Annotated in this window: 8 protein-coding genes; all 8 read right to left on the bottom strand. The window is 41.0% G+C overall.

Annotated features, from left to right (window positions below):
- Window positions 1-12: 12 nt before the first annotated feature.
- Window positions 13-3,183, bottom strand: a complete 3,171-nt coding sequence (locus IEE83_RS04255; protein WP_194119382.1) for a PVC-type heme-binding CxxCH protein — start codon at window positions 3,181-3,183, stop codon at window positions 13-15.
- A 79-nt stretch (window positions 3,184-3,262) separates the two neighbouring features.
- Window positions 3,263-4,141, bottom strand: coding sequence for a ThuA domain-containing protein (locus tag IEE83_RS04250; RefSeq protein ID WP_194119381.1), 879 nt, complete (start codon window positions 4,139-4,141; stop codon window positions 3,263-3,265).
- Between the two features lie 197 nt (window positions 4,142-4,338).
- Window positions 4,339-5,091 carry an outer membrane beta-barrel protein gene (locus IEE83_RS04245; protein ID WP_194119380.1) on the bottom strand — a complete coding sequence of 251 codons (753 nt, stop codon included), beginning with the start codon at window positions 5,089-5,091 and terminating at the stop codon, window positions 4,339-4,341.
- A 137-nt stretch (window positions 5,092-5,228) separates the two neighbouring features.
- Window positions 5,229-8,549 (bottom strand): VCBS repeat-containing protein, encoded by a 3,321-nt coding sequence (locus tag IEE83_RS04240; RefSeq protein ID WP_194119379.1) that lies wholly within the window; start codon window positions 8,547-8,549, stop codon window positions 5,229-5,231.
- A 155-nt stretch (window positions 8,550-8,704) separates the two neighbouring features.
- Window positions 8,705-10,288 carry a SusD/RagB family nutrient-binding outer membrane lipoprotein gene (locus IEE83_RS04235; RefSeq protein WP_194119378.1) on the bottom strand — a complete coding sequence of 528 codons (1,584 nt, stop codon included), beginning with the start codon at window positions 10,286-10,288 and terminating at the stop codon, window positions 8,705-8,707.
- 52 nt (window positions 10,289-10,340) lie between these two features.
- Window positions 10,341-13,403: a SusC/RagA family TonB-linked outer membrane protein gene (locus tag IEE83_RS04230; protein WP_194119377.1), complete on the bottom strand. Its 3,063-nt coding sequence runs from the start codon at window positions 13,401-13,403 to the stop codon at window positions 10,341-10,343.
- A 172-nt stretch (window positions 13,404-13,575) separates the two neighbouring features.
- Window positions 13,576-14,901, bottom strand: coding sequence for a vanadium-dependent haloperoxidase (locus tag IEE83_RS04225; protein ID WP_194119376.1), 1,326 nt, complete (start codon window positions 14,899-14,901; stop codon window positions 13,576-13,578).
- A complete protein-coding gene (locus tag IEE83_RS04220) occupies window positions 14,901-18,188 on the bottom strand; it encodes a VCBS repeat-containing protein (protein ID WP_228101987.1) in 3,288 nt (1,095 codons plus the stop codon). The genes IEE83_RS04225 and IEE83_RS04220 overlap by 1 nt, the downstream gene beginning before the upstream one ends.
- Window positions 18,189-18,289: the final 101 nt, after the last annotated feature.

Genomic DNA, 18,289 nt, shown 5'->3' with positions numbered 1-18,289 from the left:
CCAGCCACTAAGTTATTTATCCATCGGATAATCTTTCAGTAATTGATCAGGAGCATAAAAATCAATTTTCTTTTCAGAAGCTGCTCTCACCTTCTTCACCTTATCCGGAAGAATGGCAGGTCCTTTATTTCCAAAAGAATTTCTGACATAGGTTAATACAGCCGCGACTTCATTGTCATTAAGCAAACCACCAAAAGGTGTCATAGGAACCTGTCCAGGATATTTTTTCCCGTTTACATCAATAGGGCCGAGAAGTCCTTTCAGAACAATTTTGATTAAACGGTCGTCATTACCCATTACCCATTTATTACTGGTAAGCGGAGGAAAACCGGAAGCTTCAAGTCCTTTGCCATCAGGTTGGTGGCATGTTGTGCAATAGCCATCCTTGGCATAAATTATTTTTCCCTGATTGAACAAAGCAAGTTCGTTTCCTTTCAAACCTGAATTAGAAATTTCCTCTTTTTCCTTTTTGACATTTTCACCTTTCAAATGGGCAACTGCTGCATCATAAGCATGAATCATCCATTCATCCAGAGGTTTTTTCTTAGCTTCCGCCAGAATTGGCAAACCTTTTTCCTTACCGATCCAAGAGGCTGCAACAATTGCTGCAAGTCGAACCCTGCTGTTTTCATCCTGAGCTGCCTGCATCAGCAAATTCGCCTGATCCGGAACCTGGTGGCCTGTATAACGTACAACTGTAACAGCTGCCGCTCTGGCGTGATAATCTTTGGCTTTCAAAACCTGTTTTAACAGTTTCTGATCCACCTTATCCATTCCCCAGCTTACCCAAAGTCCTTCTAAAAGATGGTGTTCGTATTTCGGATCGTTTTTATCCAATCCGTTTACCCAAACCGTAAGTTTTGACAAAACCTGGTTAACATCTCTTCCTCTCAATTCACGGCGCGTTCTGTAACGGGTGCGGTATTCAGGAAGTTTCAGATTTTCAAAAAGCTGTTCAATACTTGCGCCATCAATTTTTGCAGGCGTAACAAGTGGTCTTGACGGATATGTAATACGATAAACACGTCCATGTGAGTGATCACGCAAAGGATCGCGGGCATTATGCTGCATATGACCAATCAGGATATTGTGCCAGTCGATCACATAAAGTGAACCATCGGGAGCAAATTCCATATCCACCGGACGGAAATTTTTATCTTCACTGACGAGCAGATCTGCTCTGTGATGACTGGCATAACCTGTTCCGTCATCCGTCAAAGTATGTTCTTTTGTACCCAAAAATCCGATGGTATTGTTGATCAGGAAATCGCCCTGGATATTGTCAGGAAAATGACGGCTTGAAACAAATTCCAGACCTGATGTCGGGCGCACCTTGTGTGCTTCCTCGATCAGCGTTGGGCCTTTGTGCGTGAATTCACCATATCTTGGCAAAACTGATCCAGGCATCATCCAACGCACATCCGGACCAGAAGTTTCTGCAAAAAATGGTTGTCCCCAATCGTCAAAAGCAATTCCCCACGGGTTTGGAATAGAAAGTTGTGCTGTGCGTTCCAGTTTATGAAGTTGTGGTGCATAACGGTAAAAACCACCGTTTGTAGCACGAACCGGCCCATAGGAAGTCTCAACGTTGGTATGCAAAAACACACCTTCACCTGAATAAATCGCTCCTGACGGATCTACTGTAAATGCGTGACTGTTGTGGTGCGTATCGTGGTCATCAAAACCACTTAAAAGAATTTCACTTTTGTCCGCTTTTCCGTCACCATCGGTATCCATCAGGATTTTCAGGTTTGTTCCCTGCGAAACATAAACGCCTTCTTTTGCAATTTCAAAACCAAGCGGAAGATGCAATCCGTCTGCAAAAACAGTTTGTTTATCTGCTTTTCCGTCATTGTTGGTATCTTCCAGAATGATGATTTTATCATTAGGTTTCGAATCACCCGGTTTGTAATGCGGGTAACTTGGCATGGTTGCAATCCACAGTCTGCCTTTATTATCAAAAGACATTTGCATCGGTTTTGCCAAATCCGGAAATTCCTCTTCCGAGGCAAAAAGGTCAATTTTATAACCTTCCGGTACTTTTAGTTTGGCCAATGCATCTGCTCCGTACAAATAAGTCAGACTTCCGTTTTTCTCAGGATTGAAATTGGTTTTTACCGGGGGCAATGGCGAAGTATTCTTATCCGCAACAGCAAGATCCAGTTTTTCACCTTTCGACGCAGCAAGCCATACAGCCTGATCGCGAATATCAGTTAGTTCACGGATTTTCTGGATTTCAGCAGGATAATTATCCTGACCAAACGGATTGTACCGACGACCATAAACGTGAACGCCATTTGGAATTTTAAAATCGTTGTGCCACATCCAGTTTTTTTCCAAAACGGCTGCTTCAACCAGTTTCCGGTTTGCTTCTGCCTTTGGTTTTACTTTTCCGAAAAGCTGATCGGACAACAACAAGCCAAATTTTTCATAACCCGCGGCCGTAAGTTGGGAACCGTCAATGGTCAATGGCTCGGCAGTAGTGTCATACCATTTTTGAGAAGGCGTAAAAGCGTCAATGTAAAGAACTTTGTTCTGATCAGCAACTTCTTTCATTGCCTTTGCATAAAGCGCGATATTAATATTTTCTTTCTTTCCGTTCGGCAAATCCATTTTGGCAGATAAATCCTCAAAAGCGATTGGTGACACCAGCGCCAGTTGTGGAGCCATAATACCATTATATTTTTGACTCAATGTATATTTTACAAAAGCATCAAGTTCAGCCTTGTAATTTGCTACACCTGCTGGTCCGTTGAAGGATTCATTATAACCAAAAAAAGCGATAATAATATCCGTTTTCAAACGGGTAAGCCATTGATCGGGCGTTTCAAAATGGCCCTCACTTTGAGAATTATTGGCAAGTTCTGTCTGGAATTTTTCAGCACCAGGGAATGCCCAGGGAAGATTACGACTTGCGTGCGGACGAAATCCCGGGGTATCGCCGCCATCACACATATTGCGGATATAGAGCGAACTGTCCGGATATCTGACCTGCATTTCTGTTTCAAAAGAACCGTAGTTCATCATACGCGATCCCAGATTATTGCCGATCAGCATAATGTGAGAACCTTTTTTAATTTTCAGCGTATTCGGTTCACTGAACTGAAAAGCGCTGAAAGCAATGATAGCCAGCGAGAAAAGGATGACTGATACATTGAAGCTTATTTTTCCGGGTTTAGACATTTTGATTTTTGATAATGATTCAAAAATTTAAGAAAGGTTTCTGACGTGCCAATAATTGCCTGGCATGCAGCGGACTACACTATTTCGCTTCTCTGTAAGGAACGTTGATATCGATTTTGCCTTTCCAGGTTTTTGGCACTTTCTGACCTAGTTCCCAGTGAATGGCATTGATTATTAAATGCTGAAATGGTTCAAGTTTGAAGTCGTCCGGATGCCCCATGGTCGTCATGAAAACTTTTCCGCCGAAAGAATTGGTGCCTGTCCAGGCTACCGGATTTTCAATAGCTTCTTTATCCGGATTAACAGATTTTCCCATCAAAAGCCAGGTAGAACCTTTTGTTGGGTAATCTGGCAAAACACGGTATAACCATGAACGAACGTGGAAATTTGGAGAAACGCCGGTAAGAATCGGGTTATTTGCCTGTGCGGCAATCACGGAAACATCCGTGCTGCTGTTATGTCCGTAATGTGTATGGGCAGCCTTTCCGCCCCAGCCCGGAGGTGCGTTCAGAGCAAATTCTCCAAAAGCATTCCACTTTTCATTTTCATCACCTTTTGGATAATTAAATGCGTGCGTGGTTGTACGGAAACCCATCACCGGTTTTCCGGTTTTTAAATAAGCTTCTATGTGCGCAAGCTGCTCTTTTGGCAGTTGTCGCCAGCGAAGATAAAAAACAACCAGATCAGCGTCTTTAAGTGCTTCCAGACCGGGAATATTTTTTTCCGCATTATGATCCGGATAAGCTTTTAAAACGATCGTGCGCATGCCGTAATTTTTTTCAAGTTCGGCAGCGATCAAAGGCAAGGTTTCTTCTCCGCTATACTCGTGATCGCCTGTCACAAACACGACAAGCGGTTTTTTGTCTTTAACCGGCTTCGGCGGGGAAGCAAATGTGCTAACGGATATGCAGCAAATAACTGCACAAAGGATTAGGAATAAACGGGGTTTTAACATCATACTTCGATTTGTATCCAGTGGTTTAGGCCCTGGAAATCTTATGAAAGAAAAGATTGAAAATGCTTAACAGATTAAGTCCAGAAACGGTATAATCTACCGTTTGAAAATTCATTTTTAAAATAGCCTGTCAAGGTTACACAAGTAAGACTTTTTTGTCCAACTTTTCCCTTACTTAATCATAAAACAAAACGAAAGTATTAATGTAGAAATTTCAATCCAAGGGTGATTTCAATACGGGACAGATCTTCAAAATTTTCTCTTGTGAGCTTGATTGTCTCTGTATGCCCGGCCATTTGTTTTCTGAATTTGTAGGATGTACCCAAATAGCAGGCGCCTGTCAGATTCAGCGCAAAATGTTCACTTAATTTTTGTTCCAGTCCCAGACTCATAGCCCAGCCGGTAGCACTTCCTCTAAGTGTAAAATCTTCACCGTAAGCTCTTGCGCTATTTTTATAAGATTGATATCCCATGGCAAAACCTGCGAGAACAGACGTTTTTCCATTTTCAAATGGCGACTGATATATAAATGACGGGCCAACAAACTGAATGGAAATATCGTCGCTGAAATCAGCGTCGTACTCGCCTTTGCTTTTGTAGAAATTATATTTTAAACCAAGGCCAACACGCGGCCAGAAAAATTTGTGTCCGTCTGCTCCTATTGAGAAACCAGTCTTTAATCCTCTGAGATATTTTGAGTAAGGCGTATCTGAACGTGTTCCTGCATTGGGCAAACGATAACTATAACCGCCATTTAATCCAAAACTCCAAGCAGATTGGGGTTTTGTCATTTTCGGTTTTGGTAAAGAATCAGTTAGAGCAGGTAATGATTTATCAGTGGAATCCAGGACAACTTTCAAAGAATCACTTTCTGCCGTTTTAATTTCCTGCGCTTGTGTATTAGCGGTTATCAGACAAAAAGTAAAGATGAAAGCAGCTAAATATTTATTCATTTATAATTCTCGTTCAATTGTTTTGAATTCACAACCCTAACCAGAAATCGCGGTTTTGCAGGAAGTGAATTCAAAGATACAATTATTACTTTATGGCCGTAAATTCGTGGCAGCTCAAAAATGTTTTACAAGATAGATTATGGTTTGACTTTGGGATTTAAACCGTTCAGTTTATAAGTCAAAACGGCGGAATTATTTACCGTGGCAATCAAAATATTTTCCTTGCCAACAGGTAACGTAAGCAGATCCCGAACTTCCCCTTTTACAAACAATCCGGAAGTTTTTTGAGGAATATAATCAAAGTTCAGGTTTCCCTTATTAACAAAAAGCTGGACATAATTCGCGTCGTTTCTGCCCACTCTTACACGGGTATGGTTCAAATTTCCACCCAATAAAATATCAGCACGACCGTCATTATTTACGTCTGTCAGAGAAATGGCATAGATCGGCGCGAACTGTGCTTCCAATGGCAACGGATGAAAAATCATTGTCCCATTTTTATTTTCAAGAATTCCGCTTCTCCATTCGTTGGCAAATAATTTCTGTGCAGCATCCAGTTTTTCCTGTGGCAAAATTTCTGACAAACTGGCTTTGGAATAACTTACGTAATTTGGAAATTTCTTTTTAAGTGAAGGAATCTGGTCCAGCAATTCATCACGACTGGCATAGGGAAATTGCTTTTCTCCTTCGGTAACACTGATTACCGGAACAATCCGGCCCAGCTTGTCATAGTCATTTGCATATAAAGTCAGGCCTTTTGGTGATGTGATATTCCACTGCCAGTTGCTTCCCATATTTCCTACAACAAAATCGATATCGCCGTCACCATCCATATCTGCTTGCTGAATTGTATTCCAGCAACCGTTGAGTTTTGCAGTTCCCCAGGCAATACTTGCATCCGTAAGTTTGCCTTTTTGATTGGAAAAAATCCTGACCGGCATCCAGTCGGAAACGATGATTAATTCCGGAAATCCATCTTTGTTCAAATCCTGCCAGGAAGCGTCGGTAACCATCCCGACTTTTGAAAGTTGCGGAGCAAGCGCCGTAGTTTGGTCTGCAAATTTCCCTTTTCCATCATTGATCAAAAGTGAACCACCCGCACTTTCCGGAAATCTTCCCGGCGTAACCCTGACACCCAGAAAAATATCCAGATCGCCGTCTATATCTACATCGGAAATTGCTACTGTTGAGGCATTCAAAGCCACGGCTGGAAATTCCGCACGCGACCATTTTCCTTTGTCATTGATGTACAATCTGGATTGCAAAAGTTTATCAACGGCGTTTAATTCATAACCTGCGCTTGTTACCAACAAATCTGCATCACCGTCATTATCCGCATCAAAAAATTCCATATCCGCATCTTCATAAGCCACATCTTGTGTGAAAACTTCCTGAGGAGAAAGAATCCACTGCCCGGATTTATTACTCATAAAAATTCCTTTGGCTTGTCCACGTGCGCCGCCAATGTAAAGATCTTCAATGCCATCGCCGTTCAAATCCTTATGTGCAATATGCGGGCCTTGATAGGAAAGCATTGCGGGAAGCAAAGTTTGTACCCGGAAATCATTTCTCGGATCTTCGCTGTGTTTAAAATCAATCATCGTCACTTTTTCAAAAATTCCCGTTTTGGGTGGGATAATTACTGATACCGGCAAAGTGGCTTTGCTGTAATTCAAGGTTAAAGCATTACCAGAAACATTTTTTAGAGTCTGTGTTTTTCCATCGGCCCAGGAAATTTGCAGTGAATCAATTTCAGTATCATGCCCCAAACCAAAATGAATCCCGTCCCACTGAGCAGACTGAAATCCTCGGACGGGCATGAAATTCTGTGTCTGGGTTAATGAATCGCTGTAAAGTGTAACACGCGCTCCGGCCATCACGGCGTATTTTGGAGCTTCCAGTTTTACTTTCAGGAATTTGTTTTTGAGCTTTTGTTCTGCATTATTTTTGTAGACAAATGCTTTCTGGTTAACGTTATTGGTAATCAAATCAAGATCCCCATCATTATCCAGATCCGCGTAAATAGCTCCGTTTGCCTGGTTTTTTTCATCAAAACCCCAGTCTGTTGTTTTCTTAGCAAAAGTCAGGTTTTTCTGGTTCTGGAAAATATAGCTCGGACCGTTAATAGGCGGCATTTGTGCAATGATTTCCATTTGGCTTGGCACTTTCCCGTCCTTACCGGCATTGGCTTGCAGATCCGTGGAATATTTCAAGAACTCCATATTCGTATAATCACGAGCATATCCGTTGGAAACAAAAATGTCTTTCCAGCCATCATTATCAAAATCCGCCATTAAACCAGACCAACTCCAATCGGTATTTGAAACACCAGCCAACTGACCAATTTCGCTAAAAACAGGAATGCCATTTTCGTTAACTCCATTATTGACCTGCAACATATTCCGCATAGTCTGGTCATGAAAACCGGCGCGTAAAAGTTGCTGGTATTTGTCATAATTATCGTCTCCGGCTGTCAGTTTGATACGTTCATTGCCTTCCGGAAGCATATCCAATGTCAAAATATCCGTCCAGCCATCATTGTTTAAATCAGCCGCGTCGGTTCCCATTGAATAGAGAGAAACGTGGCCTGTTGCGTCACGGATGACTTCTTTAAATTTTCCGTTTTTATCGTTGAGATACAGATAATCATTTTCGTTATAATCATTGGAAATGTAGATATCCGGCCAGCCGTCGTTGTTGAAATCGTTGACATTGATCCCTAATCCAAAACTCAAAACATTAGAAACGATACCTGAGGAATCCGTAACGTTGGTGAATTTATTGTTATCATTTCTCAACAACTTATTCCCATAAATCGGGTTTTTCTGTTCTCTATAATTCGCGATCAGATTTGTGAAACCGGCATATTTCTGGATCGAGTGATTCAACAAAAAACAATCTGTATCTCCATCTCTGTCATAATCAAAAAATACGGCCTGCGTAGTGTAGGAATCGTCATCCAATCCATACTCTTTTGATCTTTCCGTAAAAACCGGAATTCCGTCAGCGGTTTTGCCATTATTGACGTACAATTTATTTCTTCTGAGATTCGCATCCTGTGCGCCAGCGCGACTTACGTAAATGTCAATCCAGCCATCATCATTAATATCAACCAGTGAAACACCTGTTTTCCAGCCAACATTTAAAGCCGTTCCTGATTTTTCTGAAACATCCTCAAATTTGAAATCTCCTTTGTTGAGATATAATTTATTGGCCACCATATTGCCGGTAAAGTATACATCCACCAGCCCGTCATTGTTAAAATCTGCTGCTGCCACGCCTCCGCCATTGTAAAAATATCCGTATTCGAGAACATTGTTTTCGGCATCTTCGTCTATGAAATTATTAAATTCTATTCCGGTTTCACCCGAATTGAGTAGTGTGAATAATGTGTCTTTTTTTTGACAGGAAGAAAAAAGAATGATCAGTAAAAGAATCGGGATGCGGCTATTTTTCATAATAATGGAATATACTGAACCTCGCAGAAATATTAACTCCGGTAAATAAATTGCGGCTTATTACCGTTATTTAACAAAACTAAATTTACAAAGTAAGAACAAAAAGGCAGGCATAAAGCCTGCCTTTTGCTAACTGGTACAATACCCGCCAGGTATTAATTTTTATCCCACCACAGCGGAGTGCTTGCTTTATCGGGACCACCCAATAAGGTTACGGCAGCCTGGACGGCTGCTCCGTTACTTGCTTTTTCTGCATCTATGAACGGAATTCTGCGGATGAACGTACTTTTCGGCACGTCCGCATTATCTGAATTTACGACATTGTACAACTTAGGAAAACGTGTTCTTCTGAACTCAGCCCACGCTTCGATACCATCAGGATAAATGGCAAGCCATTTCTGTGTACCGATTTGCTCGCGCTTAACAAGCTCCGATGATCCATCATCCCATTTTACTGCAATATTCGAAATGGCTGGAGAATTTTGCTGATCAGCCGGAGCTACCGGTGTTTTGGTGCTGTTAATAAATGCTGTTGCCGCTGCTCCTGTAATATTCCACTGAGATAATGAAGTTGTGATACCCAGCTCGTAGTAGGATTTTGCAGTCCCGCCACCCATATTCCAGCCATTCAAAGCACCTTCTGCACGAAGGAAATAAGCTTCCGAAGCATGCATGATATCCTGATGAACAGTTAACTGACTATCCCAGTTTGCACCTGAACCTGTAACCCAATGAGCACCAACGTTGGAATTATTATCATTGCTGTTGGCATCGATACCAAGTTCCGCAGCAGTCAAACCATTTCTAACACCTTCAAAAGTATTGGTTTTGGATGCTGGCTGAAAGTACACACCAATTCGGGGATCCTCAGTTCCTTTCAAAACTGATTCCATGGATGCACTCATACGGAATTCATTCCAGATCGCGATTCTTGCCAAACCATTGTGGTCATCACCAGCAAGGTTTTTCACCATATAAGCATCGTCAGCGATATCCGTAAACACACCACCGGCAACAGCTGCTTCCGCTTCTGTTTTGGCACGGGCAGGATCTACTTTGGAAATACGAAGTGCCAAACGCAATCTTAAAGTATTGGCAAATTTGATCCATTTGGTGACGTCACCACCGTACATGATATCAAAGGTATCGTAAGGTTTCTCCGATGTTTTTGATTTCAAAGCGGTTGTTGCAGTATTAAGACGTTTGAAAAAATCGTCATAGATTAAATTTTGCGCATCATATTTAACTGTGTTTTCTCCATTACCCGCATCGAAATAAGGAACCGGACCATAATAATCCGTTACGCGGTGAAATGCATAAACCCACATGATACTGGCCAGAGAATATTCCGCAGAAGCCGGGTCCGCAAGTTCGAATACTTTTTTCAACTGCGGCACAACGTCTGTGTAAATCGGATTCCAGTGACCAGTCAGCCAGTCGAAACGCATTACGTAGCGGTCCGACGGGAAATATGTAGCTGTTGTAGCAAAATATTGTGCATATAAATCTGCAAAAAGATTTTGTGCAATTTGATACGTACCACCAGAATAGGAAGCCTGCTGCTGAGCTCTTGAAAACAAGAACGGAAGCTCGTCTTCTCCTACGGCCGCGGCAGTAAGCTTGGTTTTACTGGTATTCATTTCTTCAAAATCTCCGGTACAGCCGCTCCAAACCACCGCGGTGCTTGAAACTAAACCTACCACAAAAGATCTGCGAAGCCATTTATTTATATTTTTCATATTCTTTACAATGTTTTAGATAAGGTTTAAATCAATTTGTCGCTGGACTAGATCAGAAACTTAATTTTAGATTTAAACCAATACTTCTGGTTGAAGGCATAGTTCCATATTCAACACCCTGATAGTTTCCTGAACCAAGGGTTACGTCCGGATCGAATGGCAGTTTTCTTTTTGCAATACCCGGAATGTCCAATGTTGCGTAACCTCTGTAAATGAAGAACAGGTTCCTGGCAACGAACGATACGCGTGCATTTTTGAAGAAAAATTTCTCTCCGAAAGGAATGTTATAACCTACTGTAATCTCTCTTAAACGAACGTTTGTGGTTGAATAAGTGAAGAATTCAGCCCATGAATAACGTCCACCCGAAGCAGTTGTCCAGAAAGTTTCCGCATTGATTGGCGTTGTGTTCGTTTCTCCGGTTGTAGTTACCGCCGGAATTATCCAGCCACCATCACGGAAGTTAGTCGTGTAGTCGGCATTTCCATCATTAGCAAGAATAGCCTGGCTGCCAGAAGTCATTTGTCCGCCAATACGTGCATCGATCAGGAAGCTTGCAACGAAGTTTCCATAAGAAAACGAGTTGTTCAAACCGGCTGTAAGTTTTGGGTTGAAGTTACCAACCTTTTCATCCTGAGTTGCTGTTGAAACTGGTTTACCACCATTTTTGCCATCAGCATCAGGAGCAGTTACTACAAATCTGCCTTGTGCATCTCTCAACCATTTATAACCTACAAGATCTCCATAGGAACCTCCCTCTTTGACAATTGGAGAAGCCGTACGGCCATATCCACCTGAAAGGAATGCAGATTTAATGTTTGGATCAAGTTTGATAATGGTGTTCACATTTCTTGCCATGTTAAGCGTTATATCCCAATTCAGTTTTCCGTTTTTAATCGGCTTACCAGTTAAGGTAATTTCAAAACCTTCGTTTCTGATTTTACCTGCATTGATATACTGGGACAAGAAACCTGATGCCGGCGCTTTACCCAAGCTTAACAACTGGTTAACAGTGTTGGAAATATAGTAAGTCGCGTCAATACCCAATCTTCCGTTGAAGAATCTTAAATCAGCTCCAAATTCAGTAGAAGATGAAATTTCCGGTTTCAGGTTTGTTGCCGGCTGCGTGTTGTCTCTTGAAATGTAACCTCCGCCATTTCCACCCTGATAAAACGTGTAATTCTGGTTCAGACGGTAAGGATCCGTGTCAGCACCTACCTGAGCCCACGAGCCACGTACTTTGGCAAAACTGATCCATTGAGGCATTTTTAATGCTTCTGAAAGAATTACATTACCGCTGAAAGAGGAGTAAAAGTAAGAATATGGTTTTGGAAGCGTAGAAGACCAGTCATTACGGGCAGAAGCGTCAATCGTAATGAAATCTTTGTAAGAAAGTGAAGCTGTTCCAAATACATATTGTAATTCTCTCTCCGAGTAATCCGCAATCTTAGTCAGCGTTCTTGCGAAAGAAAGGTCAAATCTGTTTGGTACGGTCAAACCACCTGCATTACCACCAATTTGAGAATACTCTCTGTGTGTTTGACCTGCTCCCAGGTTGTATGACAACAAAAAGTCTTTTCCAAGTTTATTGTTACCAGAAAGAAGCACGTCAAGGTTACGTTCCAAGACATTGTTTTGGTAATCGCTGTAAGAACCACCTGGCAAACCTCCCAAACTGTTGTTAGCAGTTCTGTTAGTCACCACATCATCGTAACGGTCATAACTTATACGGCCCTGAACACTTAACCAGTTTGTAAGCTGATATTTGGCAGAACCAAGTGCCGTAATTCTGTTTCTTTTTTCCTGTCCTGTATTTTTATAAATATTCCAGAAAGGGTTAGTGTAGATAGACGAAGTTGTCCAATATGTTGGATATCCGTCACTGCCTTCATAATTTCTATAAGTATCCAAATCAACACTGCGCGGAATTTTATAAAGCTGCATTACATTGCTGGCTTCTCCGGTCAACTGCTTGTTGTCAATTTTTTGATTGACATAAGTAATTTTTGCATCGACAGATAATTTGCTGGTAACCTGGCTGCTGATACGCATATTGAATGTGTGACGCATCAAATTGTTGGTCGGTACAATGCCCTGGTTATAATTATTGGTGTAAGAAGTATAGGTCTGAATTTTATCAGTTCCACCGGAGATACCAATTGAGTTATTTGTAGAAACACCGTGACGGAAGAAATCGCTGATGTTATTGGGATATGTAGTCGTTTTTGGTCCCCAGCTACTTGCCCCGGTTCCTGCCACTCCTGCGCTTCCTTGTCCATATTCGTTCTGTAATTTTGGAAGTAAAAATGGAGATTCCATCGTCACACCAGAATTAATATTTGTAGAAATCTGACCGGCTTTTCCTTTTTTGGTCGTGATCATAATAACACCATTGGCTGCACGGCTACCGTAAAGTGCAGAAGCTGCTGCACCTTTCAATACGTTCATCGACTCGATATCATCCGGGTTGATATTTGATGCTCCATCCGAAGAGTTGCTTCCACCAAAATCGCTGGAAACCTGACCAAGCAAACTATTGTCAATAGGTACACCATCAACTACAAAAAGTGCATTATTATTACCTGTGATGGATCTGTTACCACGCAAAATTACGCGGGCTGCGGAACCCGGTCCAGCAGCACCTTGTGAAACGACCAAACCGGCAACTTTACCGGAAAGTGTATTTACAAAGTTGGCATCACGGTTATCTGTTAATTGTTTTCCTGCAATTTGCTGTGTTGCATAAGTCAGCGATTTCGCGCTGCGCTCAATACCAAGAGCGGTTACAACAACTTCATTCAAACTTCTTACATCGGGTTCCAGACCAACATTTACGTTGGTAGTAGAAGAACTTACATTTAATTCCTTTGGTAAATAACCAACCGAAGAAATAATAAATGTTCCGCCGGCAGATGGAATAGACAAACTGAATTTTCCTTCACCATCTGAATTTGTTCCACGGGTTGTGCCTTTAAGAAGAATGTTGGCACCTGGCAATCCGGCTCCGTTTTCATCCAGAATAGTACCAGTTACAGTGACATCCTGGGCAAAGATCGGAACGGTGAATAAGGCTACTGCAAGTAAAGTCAGCAGCCAAGGTCGTAGTTCTTTTAACATAGGTTAATTGGGTTATATTTTAATTTTCTATTAAAACTAAAAGAAACCATTTAGCAATTAACTTATTCGGATAAAATTAATTTTATTTTAACAATATTTTTTCAAATTAATTAATTCAGTTATAATAATTCAAGAATAATACATATTGCAAAATTTTATTCTTCCCGCACCTCTATTTAATCTTTACTGGTATGATCCCCGCTCTTTTAATTTTAGCAACAACAAATTCTCCAACTCTCCTACCCTGGTCCTGCCCGTTTTCTATGGCATCCCTGAAATGAATACCTCCATAAAGCCGTGATATGGAAGCTTCTTCGGCAGCCTGGCGGAAAGAAGTAAAGTCTCTGGTCGGCAATTCAAATATGACTTCCGTATTGTCAGTGAAAGCAAAATTATCGCCAAGAAAATAAGTCAGTATTTCGGCCACGGCGGACGAAATCACACTATGTCCGCTGGTATATTCCGGAAATGGAGGTGTTTGTAAAAGCGGCTGCCAGCGGGGATCGATATAACGATTGATAACAGTTTCGGGCCTGACACGACTACCTTTATATTTTTCATCCCAGCAGCTGATAAATGCATCCATTAAAGTTGCAGCAACTGTGGCATGAATCATAATTCCATGATCAAGATCAACCTTTGCCTTGGTTGTAACAATACTCGTAATATTCATCCAGTGACCGCCCGGACTGATTTTCTTAAACCCGATCATCATATGGCCGGAAGTATTGATGGCAAAAGGATTACAGTCCCAATACGAAGCAATGGCGCGGGTTTTCTCATTCATATTTTTGCCTGCGGAATAAACTTCATAGGCAAGTTTGTAAAAAGTGCTCGATGTATCCTTACTGAAGGGTATTTCCGGTTTTGGTTTAAACTGACCGCTTGAATCAATCATAACCGGCCGGATTGTCCGCCAATGCGGCTCAACGCCTTCCATATACGCAGGTGGTGTCGGGTACCAGTGACCTTCTCCTTTGAGCGGGCGATATCTTAATCTTGTACTAAGTTTTGAATAATTATCCTGCGTGGAGAAAACGATGATTTTTTTCGCAACCTCTTGCGCAACCAAAATAGATTGCTGAATAATGGCGTCGGTAAATCCTTGTTTTTTTAGAGTTTCAATAAGTTTTGCTTCATCCTCTTCCAGCATATATCCGGAAGGAAGAATAATTTTACCGGTTTCAAGAATACATAATAAAGCAGCGATTTTATAGTCGTAAGTACCCTTGGTTTCTATTTCAATCTTTTTTAGATCATTAATATAAGCCGTTGGAGAAGTTATAGATTTATTGTTTTGCGAAATAATCTCCTGAGCCCCCAACAAGCAATAAGTGTAAAATCTGCTTGCGGCGGGCGGGTTGGCAACATCATGTATCATCACCATCGTAACGGCAAAAATCGCTGGCTGCAAATGTGAATCCAGTTCTTTTCCTAAATTCTGGGCTTTGGCAAAATGACAAAAAAACAAGCTTACTACTACTAAAAATTTCTTCATTATTTTTTATCTGATTGATAGAATTGCAAGGGTTTATTGAATGCGCCGATTACCAGGACTGGCTGTTTTTTGACTTTTATTTCAAAAGCCGTTTTTACATCGCCAGCAACAGAAAGACCAGAGTTTGCCTGACTGACATAAGCGAATTTCCCTTTTCCGTCGCCTTTTAACAGACATCCATAATTTGCATCCATACTGCCCAATTTCAAACGGTTATCTGATTTATTCCCCAATAACAATAAATCCTTATTTCCGTCACGGTCAAAATCCTGGTATAAAATTGAAGTCACTGGTGCAAACTGAGCCTGGATTGGCAAAATCTGTTTTTCAAAACGTCCGTTTTTATTCATAAAACAAACGGAGCGTGCTTCGTTAAAATCCAGCTTACCTGCCTTTGCCAAAACTTCCGGAGAAAAAATATCTGTGATACTGGCACTTGCGTAATCTTTGTAAAAGGCAAATTTCTTTCGCATCGGATAAATCTGGTCATTCAACTCATCGCGACTCACAAACGGATAGGATTTTCCTTGAACGTAAAAACTGAAAAACGGATCGATGGAACCGTTTTTGTCAAAATCGGCAAAATACAATTCTCCCGGTTCTTTGTGGGAAACTTTGATTTGTGAATTAATACCAAAATTCCCGGCCACAATATCCTTTTTTCCATCGCCATCCAGATCCTCAATGATCATCGAAGACCAGGAACCGGATTCTTCTTCCGTAAAATATTGCAACGTTTTATCAACGAAACCTTCTTTTGTATTGGCATAAACCTTAATCGGCATAAATTCTCCGCAGATGATAAGATCTTTTCTCCCATCATCATCAAGATCAGCCCATTGCGCATCGGTAACCATTCCTACTTTTGAAAATGGAACCGGGGTAACCGTGAATTCTCCTTTTCCATTATTAGTCAAAAGAAATGAAGTCGGTGCCTCAGGATAACGTCCAGGAATAATCCTGCCACCTACAAATAAATCCTGATCGCCGTCGCCGTCATAGTCACAAGCTCTTATGCAGGATTTGCTGCTAGCCTTCATATTCGGCATCGACAATACGGCGAGGTTTAGTTTTCCTTTACCATCGTTCAGATAAATTTCGTCCTGAAGAGAGAATGTGTTTGGTTCAAAAAGTGAATAACCACCTTTGGCGATATATAAATCATCATAACCATCTCCGTTCGCGTCAAAGAAAAGTGTGGCGGAATTGCCGGATAAATTTTCATCACCAATCGAAAAACCAAGCATTTCCTTGAAATCACCTTTGGAATCCTGCAAATAGATTTTCGCCTGTTTGTTTTGATCACCGCTTATGTAAATATCTTCCAAACCATCTTTATTCACATCACCCTTGGCAATGATCGGTCCGGTTTGGGAGTACATGGATAACATCAACGGTTGTCTTTTGAAATCATTTTCGTTGAAACCCTCATGCTGATACGTTATCAGATTTTCTGCTTTGGTAAAAACAGTCTTTTCTTTTTTCTGATCTGTTTTTACTTTTTTCAATTTTCCGGATTGTTTTTCTACAACCAGAAGTTGATTCGCCGCGACATTGGTTAAATACTGCTCTTTCTGATCCGGCCAGATTATTCTTACAGAATCCACCTGCGTATCATTTCCTAACCCGAAGTGAAGTTTAACGGGCAAACAAGACAAATATCCGCGGTTCGGGTTTACTTCCTGATATTGTTGTTTCCCTTTTGAAAACAGATAAACTTTTGCACCAATGGCGTTTGTATTTCCTTCGGATTGTTTCAGTTTTATCTGCAAATAAGAAGATTTTAATTGCTCACGACCCATATTCTGGTATACAAAAGCGGGCTCATTAATATTATTAACCACAAGGTCCAAATCACCATCATTATCCAGATCCACGTAAACTGCACCACTGGAAATAGAAGGATTATTCAGGCCCCAGGTATCCTGCATTTTACTAAAAGTCAGATCCTTATTATTCTTGAAAATGTAATTGGCAAGTTTGGTTGAAGGCATTGCTTTCACCAGATCCATCAATAAAAACGGTTCTTTACTTACCGCTTTCTTGATTTTATATTCTCCCCAATATTTTAGAAAATCCTTATTTGTATAATCCCTTAGATAGCCGTTGCTGACAAACAAGTCCTTGTATCCGTCATTGTCAAAATCTGCCAAAAGCGGGCACCAGCTCCAATCCGTGTTAGAAACACCCGAAACCTGCGCGATTTCACTGAAAGTACCATCACCATTATTCAGCTGAAGCATATTCCGCATATACTGTTTGTACAGATTTTGCTTCATCATCAATTCAAAAGCTTCATAATTTTCCTGAAGCTGTAAAAGTTTTTGACGCTGGTTATCTTCCGGAAGCATGTCAAGCGACATGATATCAGGCAATCCGTCATTATTGAAATCAGCTATATCCAAACCCATTGAAAACTGGGCGAGGTGACGAAAACACATTTGGGATTCTTCACGAAAAGTGCCGTCTCCGCTATTGATGTACAAATAATCCGGCTCATTATAATCATTGGTGACGTAGATATCCTGCCAGCCGTCCTGGTTGATATCGGCAACGGCAACGCCCAGACCAAAGGTTAATGGATACTGATAAATGCCTGCTTTTTTGGTTACCTCTACAAATTTATTATTTCTGTTTTCAAACAATTTATTACCTGCCAATTCATCCGTTTCTTTACGAAAATTGGCTAATTCCATGTTATCAATTTTTTTGACGCTATGGTTCAACAGGAACATATCCAGATCACCGTCGTTATCAAAATCAAAAAAATTGGCTTGTGTGCTGTAACTGATATTATCCAGTCCGTATTCCTTGGCTTGTTCTAAAAAACTTACAGAGCCGTTTTTGATCCCCTGATTTATAAAAAGCTGATTTTTTCGAGTTTCGTCATCTACCTTTCCCGAGTAACAAATATGGATATCCAGCAATCCGTCACCATTTACATCCGCCATGGTGACGCCGGTTTTCCAGCCGCCCTTTCTGCCTTCCAAACCTTTTCCCGCTGATCCGGTGATATCTTTAAATTTTATTGCTCCGCCACTCGATGCCCCAAGATTCAGATAGAGTTTATTCGATTTCATGTTTGACGTGAAAAATACATCATCAAACCCGTCATTATTTACGTCTCCAACAGCTACGCCACCACCATTATAAAAATATTCATAAGCCATCACGTTCAGACTTTCGTCTTCATTGATGTCGTTACGAAATTCAATGTTAGTTTGTTTTGGTGTCAGTAACTGAAAAAGTGGCTGCTGCGCTTTTACACCCGAAATGAGAAAGCTCAGCAAAAAAATTTGTGATAAGTAAAGCGGCAAATTCCTGTTCGTCAACATGAAAAGATTATGAAAAATGTAACGAAAGATATTATATAAAAACTAAAAAAACT

The organism is Dyadobacter subterraneus (genome assembly GCF_015221875.1).
Classification (GTDB): domain Bacteria; phylum Bacteroidota; class Bacteroidia; order Cytophagales; family Spirosomataceae; genus Dyadobacter; species Dyadobacter subterraneus.
This window is presented reverse-complemented; position numbering and strand designations above follow the sequence as displayed.